General features: G+C 38.1%; 16 protein-coding genes. 8 read left to right on the top strand and 8 right to left on the bottom strand.

The genetic code is table 11. The annotated features are described in order from the left end of the window. Window positions 1-77 precede the first annotated feature (77 nt). On the top strand, window positions 78-566 hold the full coding sequence (locus H5089_RS15560) for a sel1 repeat family protein (protein WP_182712606.1): 489 nt from the start codon (window positions 78-80) through the stop codon (window positions 564-566). Between the two features lie 176 nt (window positions 567-742). Here the strand turns inward: H5089_RS15560 and H5089_RS15555 are convergent, their stop codons facing one another. After that, window positions 743-1630: a LysR family transcriptional regulator gene (locus tag H5089_RS15555; protein ID WP_182693739.1), complete on the bottom strand. Its 888-nt coding sequence runs from the start codon at window positions 1628-1630 to the stop codon at window positions 743-745. A 101-nt stretch (window positions 1631-1731) separates the two neighbouring features. Here H5089_RS15555 and H5089_RS15550 point away from each other — a divergent pair, with 101 nt between their 5' ends. From H5089_RS15550 to H5089_RS15530, 5 genes are all read left to right on the top strand, one after another. Next, window positions 1732-2724 carry a zinc-binding dehydrogenase gene (locus H5089_RS15550; RefSeq protein ID WP_182693738.1) on the top strand — a complete coding sequence of 331 codons (993 nt, stop codon included), beginning with the start codon at window positions 1732-1734 and terminating at the stop codon, window positions 2722-2724. A 61-nt stretch (window positions 2725-2785) separates the two neighbouring features. Beyond that, the gene (locus H5089_RS15545; RefSeq protein ID WP_182693737.1) at window positions 2786-3076 is read left to right on the top strand and encodes a putative quinol monooxygenase; all 291 of its coding nucleotides are present in this window, start codon (window positions 2786-2788) and stop codon (window positions 3074-3076) included. Between the two features lie 12 nt (window positions 3077-3088). Then, on the top strand, window positions 3089-3508 hold the full coding sequence (locus tag H5089_RS15540) for a VOC family protein (RefSeq protein ID WP_182712605.1): 420 nt from the start codon (window positions 3089-3091) through the stop codon (window positions 3506-3508). Window positions 3509-3564: 56 nt separating this feature from the next. Further along, a complete protein-coding gene (locus H5089_RS15535; RefSeq protein ID WP_220486985.1) occupies window positions 3565-4329 on the top strand; it encodes a type 1 glutamine amidotransferase domain-containing protein in 765 nt (254 codons plus the stop codon). A gap of 45 nt (window positions 4330-4374) precedes the next feature. Continuing rightward, entirely contained in the window at window positions 4375-4968 is a 594-nt protein-coding gene (locus tag H5089_RS15530) for an NAD(P)H-dependent oxidoreductase (protein ID WP_182712604.1), read from the top strand. Between the two features lie 270 nt (window positions 4969-5238). On the opposite strand, the gene H5089_RS15525 is transcribed toward H5089_RS15530, so the two are convergent. The 7 genes from H5089_RS15525 to H5089_RS15495 all read right to left on the bottom strand — a co-directional run bounded on the left by H5089_RS15525 (window position 5239) and on the right by H5089_RS15495 (window position 11894). Continuing rightward, window positions 5239-5391 (bottom strand): DUF2496 domain-containing protein, encoded by a 153-nt coding sequence (locus H5089_RS15525; protein WP_076914928.1) that lies wholly within the window; start codon window positions 5389-5391, stop codon window positions 5239-5241. Next, on the bottom strand, window positions 5375-5656 hold the full coding sequence (locus H5089_RS15520; protein WP_002958257.1) for a late competence development ComFB family protein: 282 nt from the start codon (window positions 5654-5656) through the stop codon (window positions 5375-5377). Before H5089_RS15520 ends, H5089_RS15525 begins: the two co-directional genes overlap by 17 nt. Before the next feature lie 51 nt (window positions 5657-5707). Further along, window positions 5708-6601 (bottom strand): histone deacetylase, encoded by an 894-nt coding sequence (locus H5089_RS15515; protein ID WP_182712603.1) that lies wholly within the window; start codon window positions 6599-6601, stop codon window positions 5708-5710. 13 nt (window positions 6602-6614) lie between these two features. Beyond that, complete coding sequence (locus tag H5089_RS15510; RefSeq protein WP_002958255.1) at window positions 6615-7223, bottom strand: primosomal replication protein; 609 nt, start codon at window positions 7221-7223, stop codon at window positions 6615-6617. Between the two features lies 1 nt (window position 7224). Continuing rightward, window positions 7225-8001 carry a TSUP family transporter gene (locus H5089_RS15505; RefSeq protein WP_182696019.1) on the bottom strand — a complete coding sequence of 259 codons (777 nt, stop codon included), beginning with the start codon at window positions 7999-8001 and terminating at the stop codon, window positions 7225-7227. Beyond that, on the bottom strand, window positions 8001-10076 hold the full coding sequence (gene dinG, locus H5089_RS15500) for an ATP-dependent DNA helicase DinG (protein ID WP_182712602.1): 2076 nt from the start codon (window positions 10074-10076) through the stop codon (window positions 8001-8003). Before dinG ends, H5089_RS15505 begins: the two co-directional genes overlap by 1 nt. A gap of 84 nt (window positions 10077-10160) precedes the next feature. Further along, window positions 10161-11894: a tetratricopeptide repeat-containing sulfotransferase family protein gene (locus H5089_RS15495; protein WP_182712601.1), complete on the bottom strand. Its 1734-nt coding sequence runs from the start codon at window positions 11892-11894 to the stop codon at window positions 10161-10163. Window positions 11895-12001: 107 nt separating this feature from the next. Between H5089_RS15495 and H5089_RS15490 the strand changes: the two genes are divergently transcribed. Together H5089_RS15490 and H5089_RS15485 are read left to right on the top strand one after the other, a co-directional pair. After that, window positions 12002-14341 carry a DNA polymerase II gene (locus H5089_RS15490; protein WP_182712600.1) on the top strand — a complete coding sequence of 780 codons (2340 nt, stop codon included), beginning with the start codon at window positions 12002-12004 and terminating at the stop codon, window positions 14339-14341. 279 nt (window positions 14342-14620) lie between these two features. Continuing rightward, a partial coding sequence (locus tag H5089_RS15485; RefSeq protein ID WP_182712599.1) for a TonB-dependent siderophore receptor occupies window positions 14621-17400 on the top strand: 2780 nt, incomplete at its 3' end.

Here is a 17400-nt window from a genome sequence, read left to right as displayed (position 1 = left end):
GATTACACAATAGCAGGCTTTGCAAAGAGTGTAAGCCAGATTCGGTACTCGCATATAAAAATAATAAAGGACTAGTTATGGCTAAATGTATATCGGTTGCAGCAATTTTGGCTGTAGGTTTATTAGGTGGGTGTGGGTCGACCCCTGTTAGCCTATACAGCGACAATACAATGAAGAAAAAAGAATACAATGGTATTAAAGCGTATAAAAAGGGGCTATACGAGCAAGCTTTTTATGATTTAAAAGAGCCGGCAGCACTTGGCTATAAAAGTGCACAATATACGTTGGCATTCATGTTTTTAAAAGGCCAATACTTGGAGCAATCTACTAAACTCGGAATGGGCTGGCTAGGTGTTGCAAAAGAAGCGGGGGTTGAGAATTGGTCTGCGCAATACGATGCATTTTACAGTGCAGCGACTACGCAGCAAAAACAACAAATAGACGAAACAGTTGAGTTGTATATAACGCAATTTGGCGTTAAAGCACAAAATATGACCTGTCGGCGTTCAACTTCGCCTAGGCGTACATTTGGTGAAGTTAAATGTAGTAGCTCACATCTAATCTGACAGTAAACGCAAATAGTTTAGACCTTATCTGACAAGCAGCTATGAGCGAATAACGGGCGGCCTCTCTAGCGCATTTTTGTAAAATTATCAGTTACAGTCTCGTTAGCTGGAAAGCCTCTAAATTCTAATAGCAACCGTCTTGCAGTGGTAGAGTTCCAAAAAAGCAAAGTTTATATTTAAAGAGGATTACTTTTTATCCACTTTTTCAAGTGGTCAATGAAGTTCTTAACTATTATCGATTGGTTTTTCCTAGAAGGATATAACAGGTTAATTGAAATTGAGGGGTCGCATTCCCAGTCCTCCAAAATAACCTTTAAACGCTCTTGAGCAACACTTTCTTTAATGTGCCAATCTGACAAAAGCGCGATACCGTGGTCTAATTCCACCATACTCAAAACGCTGTCTCCTAAGCTAGAAGAAAAGGCAGGGTTTAACTTAACTGTTTTCCGTTCACCTTCTCTAATGAATGACCAATTAGTTTCATTACCAACGGTTAATAAAGTATGCTCTGTTAAATATTCAGGTGAATGTGGCACTCCTCTCTTTTCTAAATAACTCGGCGTTGCACATAAGACTCTCTTTGTATCGGATAGCTTTTGACCTATTAACGATGAGTCCCGCGAAGGGCCATGCCTAACAGCTAAATCAACACCTTGTTCAGTTAAATTTACCAAGCTGTCAGTAGAAATGATTTCAATATTAACTTGCGGGAAATTTTTTAAAAAGCTGCTAATCACAGGTAATAAATAGCTTTGCGTAAAAGAAGCCGACGCAGTTATTTTTATTTTTCCTTTTAACGTATTAGTTGGGTCAAGGTCATGTTCAATCTCATCACTAATACTTAACAGTCTTTGTGCATGGTTATATAGCTTCTCACCTGTAAATGTCGGACTAAGAGTCCGAGTTGTTCTATAAAATAATTTCGCACTCAGTCTGTTTTCGAGCGCTATCAACCTTTTACTTACTGCCGCAGCCGTTAGATTGTGAGCATCAGCAGCCATTCGGATAGATTTGAGTTCAAAAATCGTACTGAATATCTTCAGCTCTTCTATGGAATCAATCACATTATCAACCTTTCGGAATTAATCATTAAACCTTTGGTGTGTTTCTGGTAGTTAATTATGTTGATAATATCACTTTCGTCAATAACAAAGAGGTAAATTTTATGAAAGCAATTGCAATTAATGGTCATGGTGATGTTGATGTTCTACACGAAATCGAAGTTGATGCACCAAAACCAAAACGTGGTCATGTCGTAATTGATGTAAAAGCGACAAGTGTGAATCCTGTAGATACTAAAATCCGTAAAGGCAGTGAAGGTACTGCTGGTATGGTTTACCCTGCAATCCTTCACATGGATGTATCGGGTGTAATCAGTGAAGTTGGTGAAGGTGTAACTAACTTCAAAGTTGGTGATGAAGTGTATGGTTGTGTCGGTGGTATTGTTGGCATTCCAGGTACTCTAGCTGATAAGGTTGAAGCTGATGCTGTATTATTAGCACACAAACCTAAAACGCTTAGCTTTGGTGAAGCGGCTAGCTTGCCTTTAGTAGCAATTACCGCTTGGGAAGCAATTATTGGTCGAGCTGAAATCCAGCCGAGCGATAAAGTTTTAGTTCATGGTGGTACAGGTGGTGTAGGCCACATCGGTCTACAGCTTGCGAAAGCGCTAGGTGCACATGTTACAACGACTGTTGTAGATGAAGAACGCGCAGAAATTGCAAAACAATTGGGTGCAGACGAAACGGTTCTATTCCCTAAAGAAGAACCAAAGGAATATGTTGAAAGATTAACCAATGGTCATGGATTCGATACTGTATTTGATACAGTGGGTGGGCCAGTTCTGCAAAACTCACTAATCGCTGCAAAACTGAAAGGGCATGTTATTTCTACAATTGGTTATGCTGATTATAACTTAACTGAAATGCACTTTAAGGCTCTTAGGTTAGATCTTGTATTTATGGCGATTTCGATTATTCACAATATCGATAGAGATACTCACGGTGACATTCTACGCCGACTTGCTGGGCTTGTAGATAAAGGCCAAGTTAAACCTTTGATTGATAGTGTTTTCCCTTTCACTTTGGATGGAGTTAAAGCTGCTCACTCTCGTCTAGAGTCAGGATTAGCTACAGGCAAAATCGTCATTGAGCGTTAATTCTCTCTTCTTGAACTAAAGGCTGTGTAAGCAGCCTTATACACCAAAATAGAGGTTAAAAATGAACAATGAAGTTATGATTGTTGTGGATATCCTATGTGAAACACAGCATTACAACACCGTTTTAAACGCAATTTATAAGTGCGCAAGTGAAAGTGTGCTTGAAGATGGGTGCGAGCGTTATGATGTTTACCCTGATACGAATGGTTCACAAAAGATCACATTGGTTGAAATGTGGCGTGACATAGATTCTTTAGAACAACATAAGAGTCTGCCGCATTATCTTCAATTACAAGCCTCATTAGAAGATAGAGTGCTATCAGTCGATATTCAAACAGCTCGTGTGTTTTAAGGTTTGTGATAAATGAAGTATCTTCACACAATGCTGCGCATATCAGATATTGAAGCATCACTGAGGTTTTTCTGTGAAGGTTTAGGGTTGAAGATTCTTAAAAGGAAAGACTACTTTAAAGATAAGTTCACTCTAATCTTTTTAGCTGCACCAGGTGATGAAAGCGCTCAAATTGAACTTACGTATAACTGGGATCCTGATTCTCTATATTCTGGACGAAACTTTGGGCACATAGCATACAGGGTTCAAAACATATATGAGACATGCGCTCATTTACAGGCACTAGGTATCGAAATAAATAGACCTCCTAGAGACGGTCACATGGCCTTTGTACGCTCCCCAGATGATATTTCAGTCGAGTTGTTACAAGCAGGTGAGCCGCTACCACAAGCTGAGCCTTGGGCTTCAATGCCAAATATTGGTAGTTGGTAAAGTATTAAATATGTAACCAACGAGTCCGTTGGTTAAATTTGTATGAGAAAGATATTATGAAATTTCTATTATTATTCATGACGCTAGTTTTCGCTGCCCCAAGCTTTGCTGCGGATAAAGTCCTTTTCGTATTGACTAGCCACAATAAGATGGGTTCGTTAGATATGAAAACTGGATTTTGGCTAGGTGAATTAACGCACCCTTATTATGTTCTTGCTGATGCAGGCTTTGAAGTTGATGTTGCTAGCATTGAAGGTGGAATGGCACCAATAGACCCTGAAAGTCTAGATTTTTCAGACGAAGATAATGCTAGGTTTATCAATGATAAAAAACTTATGGCTTCAATTATAAACACCATAGCAATTGAAGATGTAAACAGTGAAGATTATCAAGCGGTAGTTTATGCAGGAGGACACGGAACAATGTGGGACTTCTCGAACAATGAACTTATCAATAAGTTAACCGCTTCAATATATGAAAGAGGCGGTGTTGTAAGTGCTATTTGCCACGGGCCAGCTGCTTTTACAGATGTAAAACTTAGTAACGGACAATACGTCGTTGAAGGAAAAAAATTAGCTGCGTTTACTAACGAAGAAGAGTCAAATATTGGACTAACAGATGTGGTTCCGTTTTCACTACAGGATACTTTAATTTCTAGAGGTGCAAAGCACATTTATGGTGCAGCGTGGGTAGAAAATGTAGTGAATGATAAGCGAGTAATTACTGGTCAAAACCCACAATCTGCTCGAAAAGTTGGTGAAGAAATTCTGTCCGAACTAAAAGATATCAAATCGATTAATTCTAAGAGCTTTATTAATTAGTGGGTTGTAAGTGAAATGCTAATAAAGAATTGGAAGTAGCACCTAGTGAAAAATATCTTAATATTAAATGGCGGAAAAAGTTTCGCTCACTCTAAAGGTGAACTGAATAGTTCCCTTGCAGCCTTTGCTGAAAACTTCTTTAGACAGAGAAACTGCAATATTAGTAATACGACTATCGATAAAGGTTATGATGTTGATGAAGAAATATCTAAATGGCTATGGGCAGATTTGGTAATATTTCAGATGCCTGCATGGTGGATGGGGCCTCCATGGACTGTGAAAAAGTACATGGACGAGGTTTTCACCGCCGGACACGGGAAGTTGTATGAAAGTGACGGTAGGTCTAGAAGTGATAGTTCAAAGAACTATGGCTCTGGCGGCTTACTTCAAGGTAAAAAATACTTGCTTTCTGTTACGTGGAACGCCCCAATGGAAGCTTTCATTGATAATGAGCAGTTCTTCGAAGGGGTCGGGATAGATGGTGTGTATTTGCCAGTGCACAAAGCAAATCAGTTTTTAGGAATGGAGCCACTAGAAACTTTTATTTGTAGTGATGTCATGAAAAACCCAAAAATTCAAGCTGATATGGAACGGTACAAACTACACTTAGAGGATGCAATTGTAAACCTGATTTGGTAGTTTTAAGTGTTTCAAACAGCTTTACTCAGTGGACTTTTTGTCCCCTTATAACACCATATACACATGTTATATGGTGTTTTATGTAGATAGCTTCTGATCTTTCCCAAAATAAACACAGCGACTTTGAGTCAACACATATACAACTGTCAGATTCGATTGAGTTCTATTATTCGAATCTGACAGATCAAGTTAAGATTTATTCAAGAAAATTGATTGCACTAAGCACGAAGGTAGCGTTACCGAGCACGACATACAGATAATAGAATAGAGTTATGACTTTTCTAGCTTCTTTTCAAAGTCGCTTTTAACTATTTCAAGTGCTTTAAGTACTTCTTCTGGAGCAACATCGTGTTGCTCTAGTATCATAATTAAATCTACTGCAAGTTTCATATGTGTAGGGGCTTGATCAAGTGGACTTGTCATTTAACTCTTTCTTTTTTGATATTTGGCTGATGGCAACGTTTATTGCGGTTTGTACACGTTGTTCCATATGTATGCGTTCTGATTGCGGTAAATAAAACGCCATATCTACATCGTAGCGAATATATCGTGGCGGGAGCTGATTTAGTACCGTACAACAAAAGTCAGCCATTACATCTTCATCATATTTTTCATCAAGTTTAAGTTTGATAACTTCCTCGACTACAATCTTTTCGTAATAGTTGTGTATGTCTTCGTGTAATCGCATATTCCCACCGCTTTAAAATAATCCGTTTAACTGAGTCTATACTATGGCTTGCTATAAATCGATAGCGGCTTTAAATAGTTGTTTATGAACATTAATTAGTGAACTCAAATTACGCTGATAACCTCCACCTAGGCCGCACATTAGTGGGATTTGGTGTTGCTTACAAAAGTTGAGAGTAAAAAAGTCGCGTTTATATACGCCATCTAGTGATACTTCAAACAAGCCTAACTCGTCTTTTGTGTAAATATCAGCACCTGCATTATACAAAATAATATCGGGGTTATGAATACGCACGCAAAAATCGAGTGCTTGCTCTAATGTAGCAAGGTACTCAACGTCGGTTGTTTTAGCGGGCAATGCAAAATCGTAGGTGGACTCTTGCTTATTACGAGGAAAATTTTGTTCACAATGAATTGAGCAGGTAATAATTTGGTCATGATTTTGAGTGATTTGTGCTGTGCCATCGCCTTGGTGTACGTCGCAATCAAAAATTAAAACAGTGTCGACTTGCTCTGTATTTATTAAATGTGCTGCTGCAATAGCTAGATCGTTAAAAATACAAAAACCGCTACCGTAATCACTGTATGCATGATGATAGCCACCACTTAAATTAGCCGAAAAACCATGTTTTAGCGCGTGTTCACTACTTTGGATGCTTGCACCAACTGATAGTAATGTGCGCTCTACCAATTCATTTGAATAAGGGAAGCCCATTTTTTTTATGGCTTTATTGCTAAGAGTCCCATTTAAAAAGTCATCTATATAACGTTGGCTATGACATAGCGAAAGTTGAGATTTGGTTGCTTTTTTAGGCTCTTGAAAGTGAATAGCCGAAACACCTAGGTTTTCTATTTCGGTTTTGAGTAACTTATACTTTTGAATAGGGAATCGATGACGTTCTGGGAGTATAAGGTCTGAATACAATGGATGATAATAAAGCTGCATAGTAAAGTGCGCCTTAACGCAGCTGCTGTTTTTCTACTTGTTGAATTTTATCTTCGGTGGCAGAAATTGCTTTTCTGCAGCGGCCTAATCGAGCGTGTGTGCTTAATATTTCAAGGTTAAGCTTTTGTGCTTTAGCAGGCGAGGCTTTATCCATTTGCATTTTTCGCTCTTCAATCATGAGCACTAAACGGCGTTCAAACTCATGGTTTTGTTTTAATTCGTCGTAAAGCTCATGGGATGATTGCATTATTTTTTGCACAGCTTGCTTATAAACGGTTTGCTTAGGGCGTGGTTTATAATGGCTTTTGTTTTCTTTAACCCAAATAGGGGTAGATTTAATAACATTGAATACAGCTTGTATTTGAGCTGCAATACGTTCAAGCGCGTAGGTATAAGCATGGCGATGCTCGCTTGGCGGTAACCTCGAAACTTCATCTTCTATTTCTATTACGTAATCGACTAGGTTCATGCTTTTGGTACTAAAAACTGCGCGGTCAAACAAGCTAGGTTGTGCTTGCATGTAACGATTTTTAGAAAAAAGTTTAGCTTTATCAAATTGCTCAGCTTGTTGTTTTAGCGTTGCAACTTGTTGGCGTAGTTTATCTAAAGCCATTGAATGCATATTAAAAGTAAGCCTCGTAAATTAGTTTTAATGCTAAAAGTATAACCATAGTATTAAATACTGGGCGAATAAATTTGCTACCAAAACGTATTGCTGAATGCGCCCCAAACCATGCGCCTAGCATAATAAAAAAGCCCATTGTTATGCCAAGTAAAAAGTTTACATGGCCGAGTGCAACAAAGGTAATTAAAGATATAAAGTTAGACACAAAATTCATTGAACGCGCTAAACCACAGTTGAGTAGCAGGTTCATTTTGTAAAGCATGCCATTAGAAGCAGTCCAAAATGTACCCGTACCTGGGCCTGCTAAACCATCAAAAAAGCCTAATGCTAAACCTTGTAGCCATTGTTTTATTTTCATCGCTTTGTTTAGTTTAGGAAGTTCATCGCCTTCGGTGGTGCTTAAATTACCAAATAAGCTATAGCCAGCAACTAAAATAATAATAATGGGGAGTAGTTTGTTTAAAAAATCGATACTTAAATGATCAACAATAATAGTACCTATCAATGCACCTATTGCGGTTGCAATAATGGAGGCTGCCCAAAACTTAGGACTAAATAAGTTCTTTTTATAGTATGTATAGCTTGCCGTTAACGAGCCAAAGCTAGCCGCTAATTTATTGGTGCCTAATGTTAAATGTGGAGGTAAGCCAGCAGTTAATAAAGCGGGTACAGTTAACATGCCACCGCCACCGGCGATAGCGTCTATAAAACCTGCGGCAAGTGCAACAGCACATAAAACAGCCCAGGTTGTTGGATCGAGTGCGAGTTCAAACATTAATAATCTATTTGTCTTTTAAAAGGTGGTAGGGTGTCGAGCATGGCTTTACCGTATCGCTTAGTAACTAAGCGCCTATCGAGAATAGTAATACAGCCTTCATCACTCTCTTTTCGCAGCAGTCTACCACAGCTTTGTACCAATTTCTTTGCGGCATCTGGCACGGTAATCGTTAAAAACGGGTTACCACCTTTGCTTTGTACAAATTCTGCTTGCGCTTCTTCTATTGGCGAAGTAGGTACAGCAAACGGAATTTTAGTAATTATTAGGTTCTCTAAATATTTACCTGGTAAATCAAGACCTTCCGAAAGGCTCTGGGTTCCAAATAAAATACTGCCTTTGCCTTCGTCTACATTTTTAGTGTGTAATTTAAGCAATGCTTCTCGCGACATCTCACCTTGTACTAATAAGTTAAAACCTTTTGTTCTAAGAAACTTTGTTACGTGGTCCATTTGCCAGTAAGAAGCGAATAGTACAAGGTTCGCTTTTTTATCATTTAGGTACTCTGGTAAAGTTTTAGCTAGGTGATCACTAAAGTCTTTATCGGTAGGTTCTACTTTAGATACCGGAATACGTAAAGTGGCTTGTTTTGGGTAATCAAAAGGAGAAGGTACTTTAATAAATTTAACGCCTTCTTCTTTAGCAAGTCCTGTTTCGTAAGCAAAGTGATCAAACGAGCCCAGTGCACTTAATGTCGCAGAGCACAAAACAGCGCCCGCGCATTCTCGCCACAATTTATCTTTCAGGTAATAACCGACCTCGATAGGGCAGTCGCTTAATAAGTGGTCGTGATGGCTTTTATATTCAAGACGTTTTATCCACCGTGCATGGGGAGCACCTTCGCCTTTTTTTGCGTAACTAGACCATAGTTTGTTTAGTTGCTCTAAGCGGTTTATGTATTGACCGCTTTCGCCTAGTATTGGGTCGGCAACGTAAGGTTTTATGTCGCCGTCGCTTACATCTTGGGTAAGGGTGTCGTGCATTTTGTTTAAACAGCGCAGCGCATCTTGCGTGGCTTCGCTTATGTCTTTTGCTTTACTGTGCAGCGATTGTGGAATTTCACCGTGCTCAAAGCGATAAGTATCGTCTTTCGAATATTCAAAGTCGGCATTATCAAGGATATCGCGAACTACTTTTAAATCTTTATTCGCGTCATTAATGCTGTCGCAAAGTTTAAAGTTTTGGCCAATGGCTCTTTGCCCTACTAAAACCTTCGCCATTTTCCCGCTAAACTTGGTGAGCTTATCAAGCCATTCTATTGTGCCTTTAATTGTTGCTGCGGCCGATGAAAAATCGCGTGTTATATGTGCTAAATGGTGCGCTTCATCAATTACATAAATGGTGTTGTCGGGCTCTGGTAAAATTTTACCACCGCCTAGGTCTAAATCGGCAAGTAATAAAGAGTGATTAATTACCAGTACGTCCATTTGCATTAATTGATTACGAGCAAGCTGAAACGGACATGTTTGATGGGCCTTCATTTGGCGTTGGCATGAATGTTTATCGCACGCTATTAAGTTCCATACTCTGTCGGGTACGGTATCGGCCCAACTGTCTCTATCGCCTTGCCATTTTTTATTCACATAGGCGTTATATAGCTCATTTAAACACTTGGTTTCCATTGCGCTCAATGGTGAAGTAAGTGTTGGCATAAAGTCCATTTGTGTTTGGCTATCGCCGTTTACAGCATTATGTAATTTGTGAGCGCAAATATAACGATGGCGACCTTTTACCAAATCAAATTTAAAGTCGAGGCCTGAATGCTTTTTAAAAAATGGGAGCTCTTTTGCTATTAATTGTTCTTGCAGTGCAACGGTTGCGGTAGAAATAACTAGCTTCTTTTTTTGCGCTAAGGCAAGAGGCAACGCGCCTAAACAATAGGCAAGAGACTTACCGGTACCGGTGCCTGCTTCAATTACGCAAATGCGCTGCTTTTTATGGTATTCGCCAGCAAGTGTTTTTGCTATTTCGGCTACAAGATAATTTTGACTGCTACGAGGGCGATAATCTTTTAGGTTACTAGCCACATGCTGGTGTACTTGCCTAATTGTTTTTTTTAGTGAGTCAGAAAGCATGGGATGATTTACCTAAAGTATGTATATAATTACAGTGCTATGGATTTTAGAGTTATAAGAGTGTAACTACAAGCAGCTTGTTTACTAATTTAGCCTATTAAGCAGTGGCGTTAGATGATTTGCATATTTTTTCCAGTCAGTCAGCGCTTCTTTGTAAATTGGCTTACGTACTTGTTCTGAACTGGGAGTTAAAACAGGGCGTTGGTTATTATAAAACTCATAACACGCTTGCTCTACTACTAAATTGCAATGTTCAAATAAATCATTAACCGTTTCAGTGAAGTTGTTTATTAAGCTTTCATAATTAATTGTATATATTTCGTCAGGATATACGCTATGCCAATGTGTCATCAGCTTATAATATTCATTCATGTAGTGAGCTAAATCTTCCTGATCGTAGCTATAACTATGGCCTTGTGAAAATGAGTGCTTATAAAGGCTCCATGCAGTCGCTTTTTTATCTCGTTGTACATCGATTATTTTTGCATTAGGGAATAAAGTTTTGATAAGAGCAATATGTTGAAAGTTGACTGGTTGTTTATCAATAAAGTAAGGCTTGTTATTGCGAAAAGGTTCAATGAATTTTAAGTAGCGTTTGGCTAATGTTGCCAAGTGCTCTTGAGTCAAACTATTTAGCTTATAAGGTACGTTGCTTTTTATCTGAAGGTTTTCTAACTCTACTGCAATAGAATTGATTTCTGATAATTCATAGCTAGCGTCAACATGGCTATGCGATGCCAGTATTTGCTCAATAAGTGTAGAGCCACTTCTAGGCAAGCTTACAATAAATATCAGCTGGACTTCATTTTCGGTTGAGGAATGTACTGTATTGGCTACTTTTTTGGTTAGGTATTTTTTACAGCGCTCATTAAAGTCATTAGTAATGTAAGGGGTAAGTGACTTTTGTAAATCGTTACTTATTCTTAGCTGCAAAAAGGCATCTTCGTATCTGCTATGTTGTTCATATGCTTTAGCTAAAGCAAAGTGAAGTTGTGCTCTATTTAATTTATTTGAATCTATTGTTATCTGCTGTTCTAAATTAGCTATATTGAGCTGAGTGAAAGTATATGTTTTTAAGTTTGCTAAGTTCCAATAGGCTTCGCCGATATGGGGAGCTAGTTTTATTGTTTTGCAATAGTACGCAATAGCACTTTGGTTATTGCCAATTATCTTTTCTATGTTTCCAAGTCTTAAATTGCAATATGCGGGGTAATAATTTTTATTTAACAAAGATTGGTAATTTAGAGATGCATTTTTGAAGTCCATCATTTTTACATAGGCAGCAGCGAGTAGACTTTGGGATTGTGGTAGTAAAGTAACTAATTTGGTCGACCTATTATAAAAAGAGATTAGTTCTAAATATTGCTTTGTATTAAATAATGCTTCAATGTGCGCATCATAAGCGGCTGATTTTGTGCTATTTATATTTATATTATGAGAAGTAATAGCCAAATACGTTTTTAAGTCGTTTGCCTGAAAAGCTATTTTACTTAATAACACTAAAACACGGTATTCATTCGCTACAAGCTTGAGCAACTCATGGGCAATGTTTTCTGCTGGTTTTAATTCTTTGTTTAATAGATGCTGATTCGCTTTATCTAAACGTTGGTTAAACCAAGCAATCATCTCATATTGTTTAATGGCTTGTTGGTATTGCTCTTGCTCTTTTAACTGTCGATGTACTTGGGCTAATACTTGCCAAGCTTGATGGTGCTCTGGTGCAGTTTGAATTAAAGATAATATTATTTTTTTGGCTTGTTGAAGCTTGTTTTGTTGAAGGAGATTATTAGCGTGTTGGATAATTTCAGAAGGGCTCATTGAATGCTCATATTATTTTTTCTTAAGACTAACTTAGAAAGAAATAAAATATAACCTGCTTTACAAATTTTATTTTGTCGTTTTTTATTACAAGGCTTATTTCATTAATGCACTTAGACTCGGGGTTTATTCTCTCTACAGAAACAGTTGATTCACCTTTGGGCGTAAGTTTTGTTATTTGGCTTTTAACTGAAAAAGGGCCATTAAAAGCAATTAGCTTACCAGAGTCAGTTGTTTTTTTTATCAAGTTAAAGGATAAAGCGACGGTAGAAAAAGTACTGCGGCTCTCAGATGTTTCTTTTGAAATTGTCCCTGTAGAATTAAAAGATTTTCAGCAGGGGACTGTGGCTGGTTGCTACTTTAAATCACTTAAACATTACTACAATGCGTTAAAAGCTCTAAGCGCAGAGGGCATTGTGACATACGAAGATGACATACGCCCTATAGATCGCTTTTTAATGGAGCGATTTATTAAAGGCTCCACATGGGTGAGAGGAGATATTACACAAAAAGACGGATATAGGCTGTTAACCAATTGCCAATTTAAAAATAACCCAGATGTAAATCCTAAGTTTAAAACAGTTTCTTTAGACATCGAGTGCAATGGAGAAGGGGTATTATTTTCCATTGGTTTGGTCGGTCATGGCATTGATTGTGTATTAATGATTGGCAGTCCTATTAAATATAGTGATGCAATTGAAATAATATGGTGTGTTGATGAAATCGATCTTTTACAAAAATTACAGCACTTTATAGCAAAAACAGATCCAGATCTTATTATTGGTTGGAACGTCATTGAGTTTGATTTTTCTGTTCTTCACTCCAGAGCTGAAACTCTAGGTATAGAATTGCGTCTTGGACGTAATAACGAAAAAATAAAATTACGAGTAGGCCATTATACTCGATTAACTATACCAGGAAGAGTTGTTATAGACGGTATAGACACGTTAAAAAATGCGACCTACCACTATGATAGCTTTAGCCTGTCAAATGTAGCTGCTAAGGAGCTTGGTGAGAAAAAGTTCATCAGTTCAAGTGACCAGCTAGCAGAAATTGAACGCCAATTTAATGATAATAAGTTATCCCTTGCGAAATACAATAGACAAGATTGCGTACTGGTTCTACGTATTTTTAACAAATTAAATTTACTTGATTTTGCTGTTGTTAGGAGTCAATTAACGGGGCTTGAACTTCATAGAATGGGCGGTTCAGTCGCTTCATTTGTTAACCTTTATCTGCCCTTACTTCACCGAAGTGGTTATGTTGCACCTAATTTAGGAGATCATGGCTTAAGTTTTGATAGTCCTGGAGGGTATGTAATGTCTTCAAAACCGGGGTTTTATAAAAATGTACTTGTACTTGACTTTAAAAGCTTATATCCATCAATTATGCGTACTTTTTGTATAGACCCTCTTGGTTTAATTGAGGGGTTGCTCAATCCAAAAGATGCAATTCCAGGATATAATAATGCACTTTTTTCAAGACATAAAAATCATTTACCAGCCCTTATAAAAACTCTATCAATAACAAGACAAGAAGCAAAAGATAGCCAAAAACCTATGTTATCGCAGGCTATAAAAATTATTATGAATAGCTTATATGGAGTGCTTGGTTCTCGGGGGTGTCGCTTTTACGATCCACGTCTTTCAAGTTCAATCACACTACGTGGGCACGATATAATGCAAACCACAAAAAAATGGATAGAGGAGTGTGGGTACAATGTAATTTATGGCGATACAGATTCAATATTCATTACTTTGGATGACGGTTTGAATACGCTTCAATGCGATGAAATTGGTAAACAATTAGCTATTAATATCAATCAACAGTGGGTACAAGAAATTAGTCAGAAGCACGACTTAGAGAGCTTTTTGGAGATTGAATTTGAAACCTTATACAGTCCTTTTTTTATGCCTACAATTAGGGGGAAAACGATGGGCTCTAAAAAACGATATGTAGGTCAAAAAATTAACAAAAATCACAATGAGCTAGTATTTAAAGGTGTTGAAGCAGTTCGAAGTGATTGGACTGAGTTCGCTCAAGAGTTTCAAGTAGAGTTGTTTGAAACTTTGTTCAGTAGTGACTATAAAATAAGCCTTTTAGAGGAGTTAGTTAATTCTTACTCTAGGCGTTTACAAAATGGAGAATTTGACGATAAATTAATTTATAGAAAAAGGTTAGGACAAAATTTGACTGAATATAAAAAGAATATTCCACCACATGTCCAAGCAGTTAAAAAATATAAAGCCCAGAACCCAAATTTTGAGGTGAAACGAGGGCAAATTATAGAGTATGTTTACACATTTGATGGACCAGAGCTCAGTGATACAAATAAAAGACTGAATTATCCTTTGTATATAAAAAAACAATTAGACCCAATAGCCGAAATGATTTTTAGTGCTATGGAAGTGACGCTATCAAAGAGCACTCAAACCTCTCTCTTTTAAGTTACCGTAAGCTAAAAGTTAACCTTTGTGAATTCAATCCCCCCTTTTTTTATAATTTCCCTTAATGCAGTAATGGCGCTATTTAATAATACCAATGTAAATTTTTTGATTTTAAAATTGTAATGCTTTAGCTTTGAAAGTGTTGGTAATTAACAATAAGTTAATTTTATGTTGACCGCATTGTATTGCTGGTATTATCATAACGTATGATTACCATTTATTAACAAATGGTAATCAAGCAAAAAATATAAAAAATATAAAGTATTCTGGGAGAATCGAATGTTAAATAATAAAGTTTCAAAAGCAGTTCGCTTAGCGATAGCTTTCGGTACAGCTTCAACAGCTGCTTTTTCAGCAAGTTCGTTTGCTGCTGATGAAGAAAAAGTTGATAAGGTTGAACGAATTGAAGTTACTGGTTCACGTATCAAACGTACAGATATGGAAACAGCTAGCCCAGTGCAAGTAACAACTGCTGAAGAAATTGCTGTTGCAGGTTTTACTCGTGTTGAAGACATGATGAATAGCTTACCGCAACTAGAAGCGTCTAATACTTCTTTCCAATCAAATGGTGCTTCGGGAACTGCAACTCTTGATTTACGTGGTATGGGTCCTCAGCGTACTCTTGTTCTTGTAAACGGTCGTCGTATGCAAGCTGGTGGTATTTACACACAATCAGCGGATATTAACCAAATTCCTGCCGCGCTAATTAAACGCGTAGATGTAATGACTGGTGGTGGTTCATCTACTTACGGTGCAGACGCTGTTGCTGGTGTTGTAAACTTTGTAATGAACGATCAGTTTGAGGGTTTTGAAGTTAATGTAGGTACAACTGCTTACCAACATAATAACGATAATGAATACATGCAAGGCCTAATGGATGATGCTGGCTTTGAATATGAAGAAGGTAATACGGGTCTTGATGGCGCGTCATTTGATTTTGCAGCGACTCTAGGTGGTGCATTTGATAGTGGTAGGGGTCATGCAGTAGCTTACTTTACTTACAACAGACAAAATGAATTACGCCAAGGTGCACGTGATTACTCATCTTGTGCTCTAAATGCTGCTGGTACAGCTTGTGGTGGTTCAGGTAATGCTGTTAACCCTAACTTTTATATCTCAGCTCCTAACGCTGACGGTGTTGTAGACTTTGGTGAAGGCCAGTACGAATACTGGACTCTAGGTCAAGATAGCAGCTTTATTCCTTCAGTTGGTAATACATATAACTACGCGCCAATTAACCACTTTATGCGTCCTGATGAACGTCATACATTAGGTATGTTTGCTAACTACGAAATCAATGATAGCTTCCGTCCGTTCATGGAAGCAATGTTTATGCGTAACCGCACTACAGCGCAGATTGCTGAGTCTGGTACGTTCTTTAATGATAATTACTCAATTGATTTTGATAGCCCATTATTAAATGATACACAACGTGCACAACTAACTGAGCGCTTTGGATTGACTTCTGGTGATCAGTTTGCAACTTATATTGGTAAGCGTAACGTTGAAGGTGGCCCTCGTGCAGACAGCCTTGAACATAACTCTTTCCGTTTAGTGTTAGGTAGTAAAGGCGAAATTAACGACCTTTGGTCTTACGAAGCATTTGCTCAATACGGTTCAACTTCATCTTCTTCAGCATATGAAAATGATTTCTTTGGTCCGCGTATAATCACCGCTTTATCAGCAAATGGTGAAGATTGTAGCGCGACTTCTGGTTGTATTCCGTACGATGTTTTTCAGTTTGATGGTGTAACAGAAGAAGCTGCACAGTCACTTACTGGTACGGCAATCTTGAACGGTGTTACTGAGCAATTGATTGTAAGTGGTTTTGTTACTGGCGAATTCGATTTCTCACTTCCATCTTCAGAGTACCCAGTTGCTGCTGTATTTGGTGCAGAGTATCGTGAAGAAACATTCAGTAGAACAGCTGATGAAGTATATGCACAAGGTCTATTACTAGGCCAAGGTGGTACTACTAAGAGTTTAAATGGTGGTTATCAAGTACGTGAAGTGTTTGGTGAGCTTAGCCTGCCAATCGTTGAAGATTTACCGTTAGTTGAAAGTTTACTTGTTGAATTAGGCTACCGTTGGTCAGATTATAGCACTTCAGGTGCTGAGCCGACTTATAAAGTGGCAATGAACTGGGATGTAACAGGCGATTGGAAAATTCGTTCAAGCTACAACCGTGCAGTTCGTGCAGCAAACAATGGTGAGCTATTCGCTCAACAAAGCACTGGTTTATGGGCCGGTACTGATCCATGTGCTGGTACACCAAGCCTAACAGCTGCTGAGTGTGCAAATACAGGTGTTTCTGCAAGTCAGTACGGCAATGTAGGTAAGAGCCCAGCGGATCAATATAATGCTCTGTTTGGTGGTAACCCAGATTTATCTCCAGAAATCGCTGATACTATTACTTTAGGTGTTGTTGGTAACCCATTTGAAAACTTCAACTTCTCAATCGATTACTGGGATATTGAACTTGAAGACGCGATTGGTAATATTGACCCAGAAATTCTAGTTACACAATGTGGTAAAAGCGGCGCGGCTGTATTTTGTGATAACGTAGACCGTACACCTGGTAGTGGTAGCCTTTGGATAGGTTCTGGCCAAGTTGTTGCTACAAATACTAACTTAGGTAATATCCATTACGAAGGTATCGATTTAAGCGCAAACTACGATATGGAAATTGCTGAAGGTACATTAAAAACTAGTATCATTGGTACCTACATGTTAACTAAGGAATTTGATAATATTCCTGGTGTAAGTGAAGTATATGACTGTGTTGACTCATTAGATAACGGTTGTTTCCCTCAACCAGAATGGCGTCATGTTGTATCTGCTAGCTACGACACGGGCAGCTGGTGGAGAGCTACTGCTAAATGGCGTTTCTTCAGCGGTGTAAACGATTACACTGGTGCTGATACATTAGTACAAGACGACGGTATTAGCTCACAAAGCTATATTGACCTTAAAGGTACATTTACTATAAATGATTACACGTCTTTATTAGTAGGTGTTAACAACGTTATGGATAAAGAGGCACCTCTAGTTGGTGGTTC

The organism is Pseudoalteromonas sp. SR45-1, from assembly GCF_014163655.1.
In the GTDB taxonomy this organism is placed as follows: domain Bacteria; phylum Pseudomonadota; class Gammaproteobacteria; order Enterobacterales; family Alteromonadaceae; genus Pseudoalteromonas; species Pseudoalteromonas distincta.
This window is presented reverse-complemented; position numbering and strand designations above follow the sequence as displayed.

Bases quoted from the DNA above. Each gene is read 5' to 3' on its own strand.
- H5089_RS15560 (WP_182712606.1), top strand. From the start codon at position 78: ATGGCTAAATGTATATCGGTTGCAGCAATTTTGGCTGTAGGTTTATTA.
- H5089_RS15550 (WP_182693738.1), top strand. From the start codon at position 1,732: ATGAAAGCAATTGCAATTAATGGTCATGGTGATGTTGATGTTCTACAC.
- H5089_RS15545 (WP_182693737.1), top strand. From the start codon at position 2,786: ATGAACAATGAAGTTATGATTGTTGTGGATATCCTATGTGAAACACAG.
- H5089_RS15540 (WP_182712605.1), top strand. From the start codon at position 3,089: ATGAAGTATCTTCACACAATGCTGCGCATATCAGATATTGAAGCATCA.
- H5089_RS15535 (WP_220486985.1), top strand. From the start codon at position 3,565: ATGAAATTTCTATTATTATTCATGACGCTAGTTTTCGCTGCCCCAAGC.
- H5089_RS15525 (WP_076914928.1), bottom strand. From the start codon at position 5,391: ATGACAAGTCCACTTGATCAAGCCCCTACACATATGAAACTTGCAGTA.
- H5089_RS15520 (WP_002958257.1), bottom strand. From the start codon at position 5,656: ATGCGATTACACGAAGACATACACAACTATTACGAAAAGATTGTAGTC.
- H5089_RS15515 (WP_182712603.1), bottom strand. From the start codon at position 6,601: ATGCAGCTTTATTATCATCCATTGTATTCAGACCTTATACTCCCAGAA.
- H5089_RS15510 (WP_002958255.1), bottom strand. From the start codon at position 7,223: ATGCATTCAATGGCTTTAGATAAACTACGCCAACAAGTTGCAACGCTA.
- H5089_RS15505 (WP_182696019.1), bottom strand. From the start codon at position 8,001: ATGTTTGAACTCGCACTCGATCCAACAACCTGGGCTGTTTTATGTGCT.
- dinG (WP_182712602.1), bottom strand. From the start codon at position 10,076: ATGCTTTCTGACTCACTAAAAAAAACAATTAGGCAAGTACACCAGCAT.
- H5089_RS15495 (WP_182712601.1), bottom strand. From the start codon at position 11,894: ATGAGCCCTTCTGAAATTATCCAACACGCTAATAATCTCCTTCAACAA.
- H5089_RS15490 (WP_182712600.1), top strand. From the start codon at position 12,002: ATGCACTTAGACTCGGGGTTTATTCTCTCTACAGAAACAGTTGATTCA.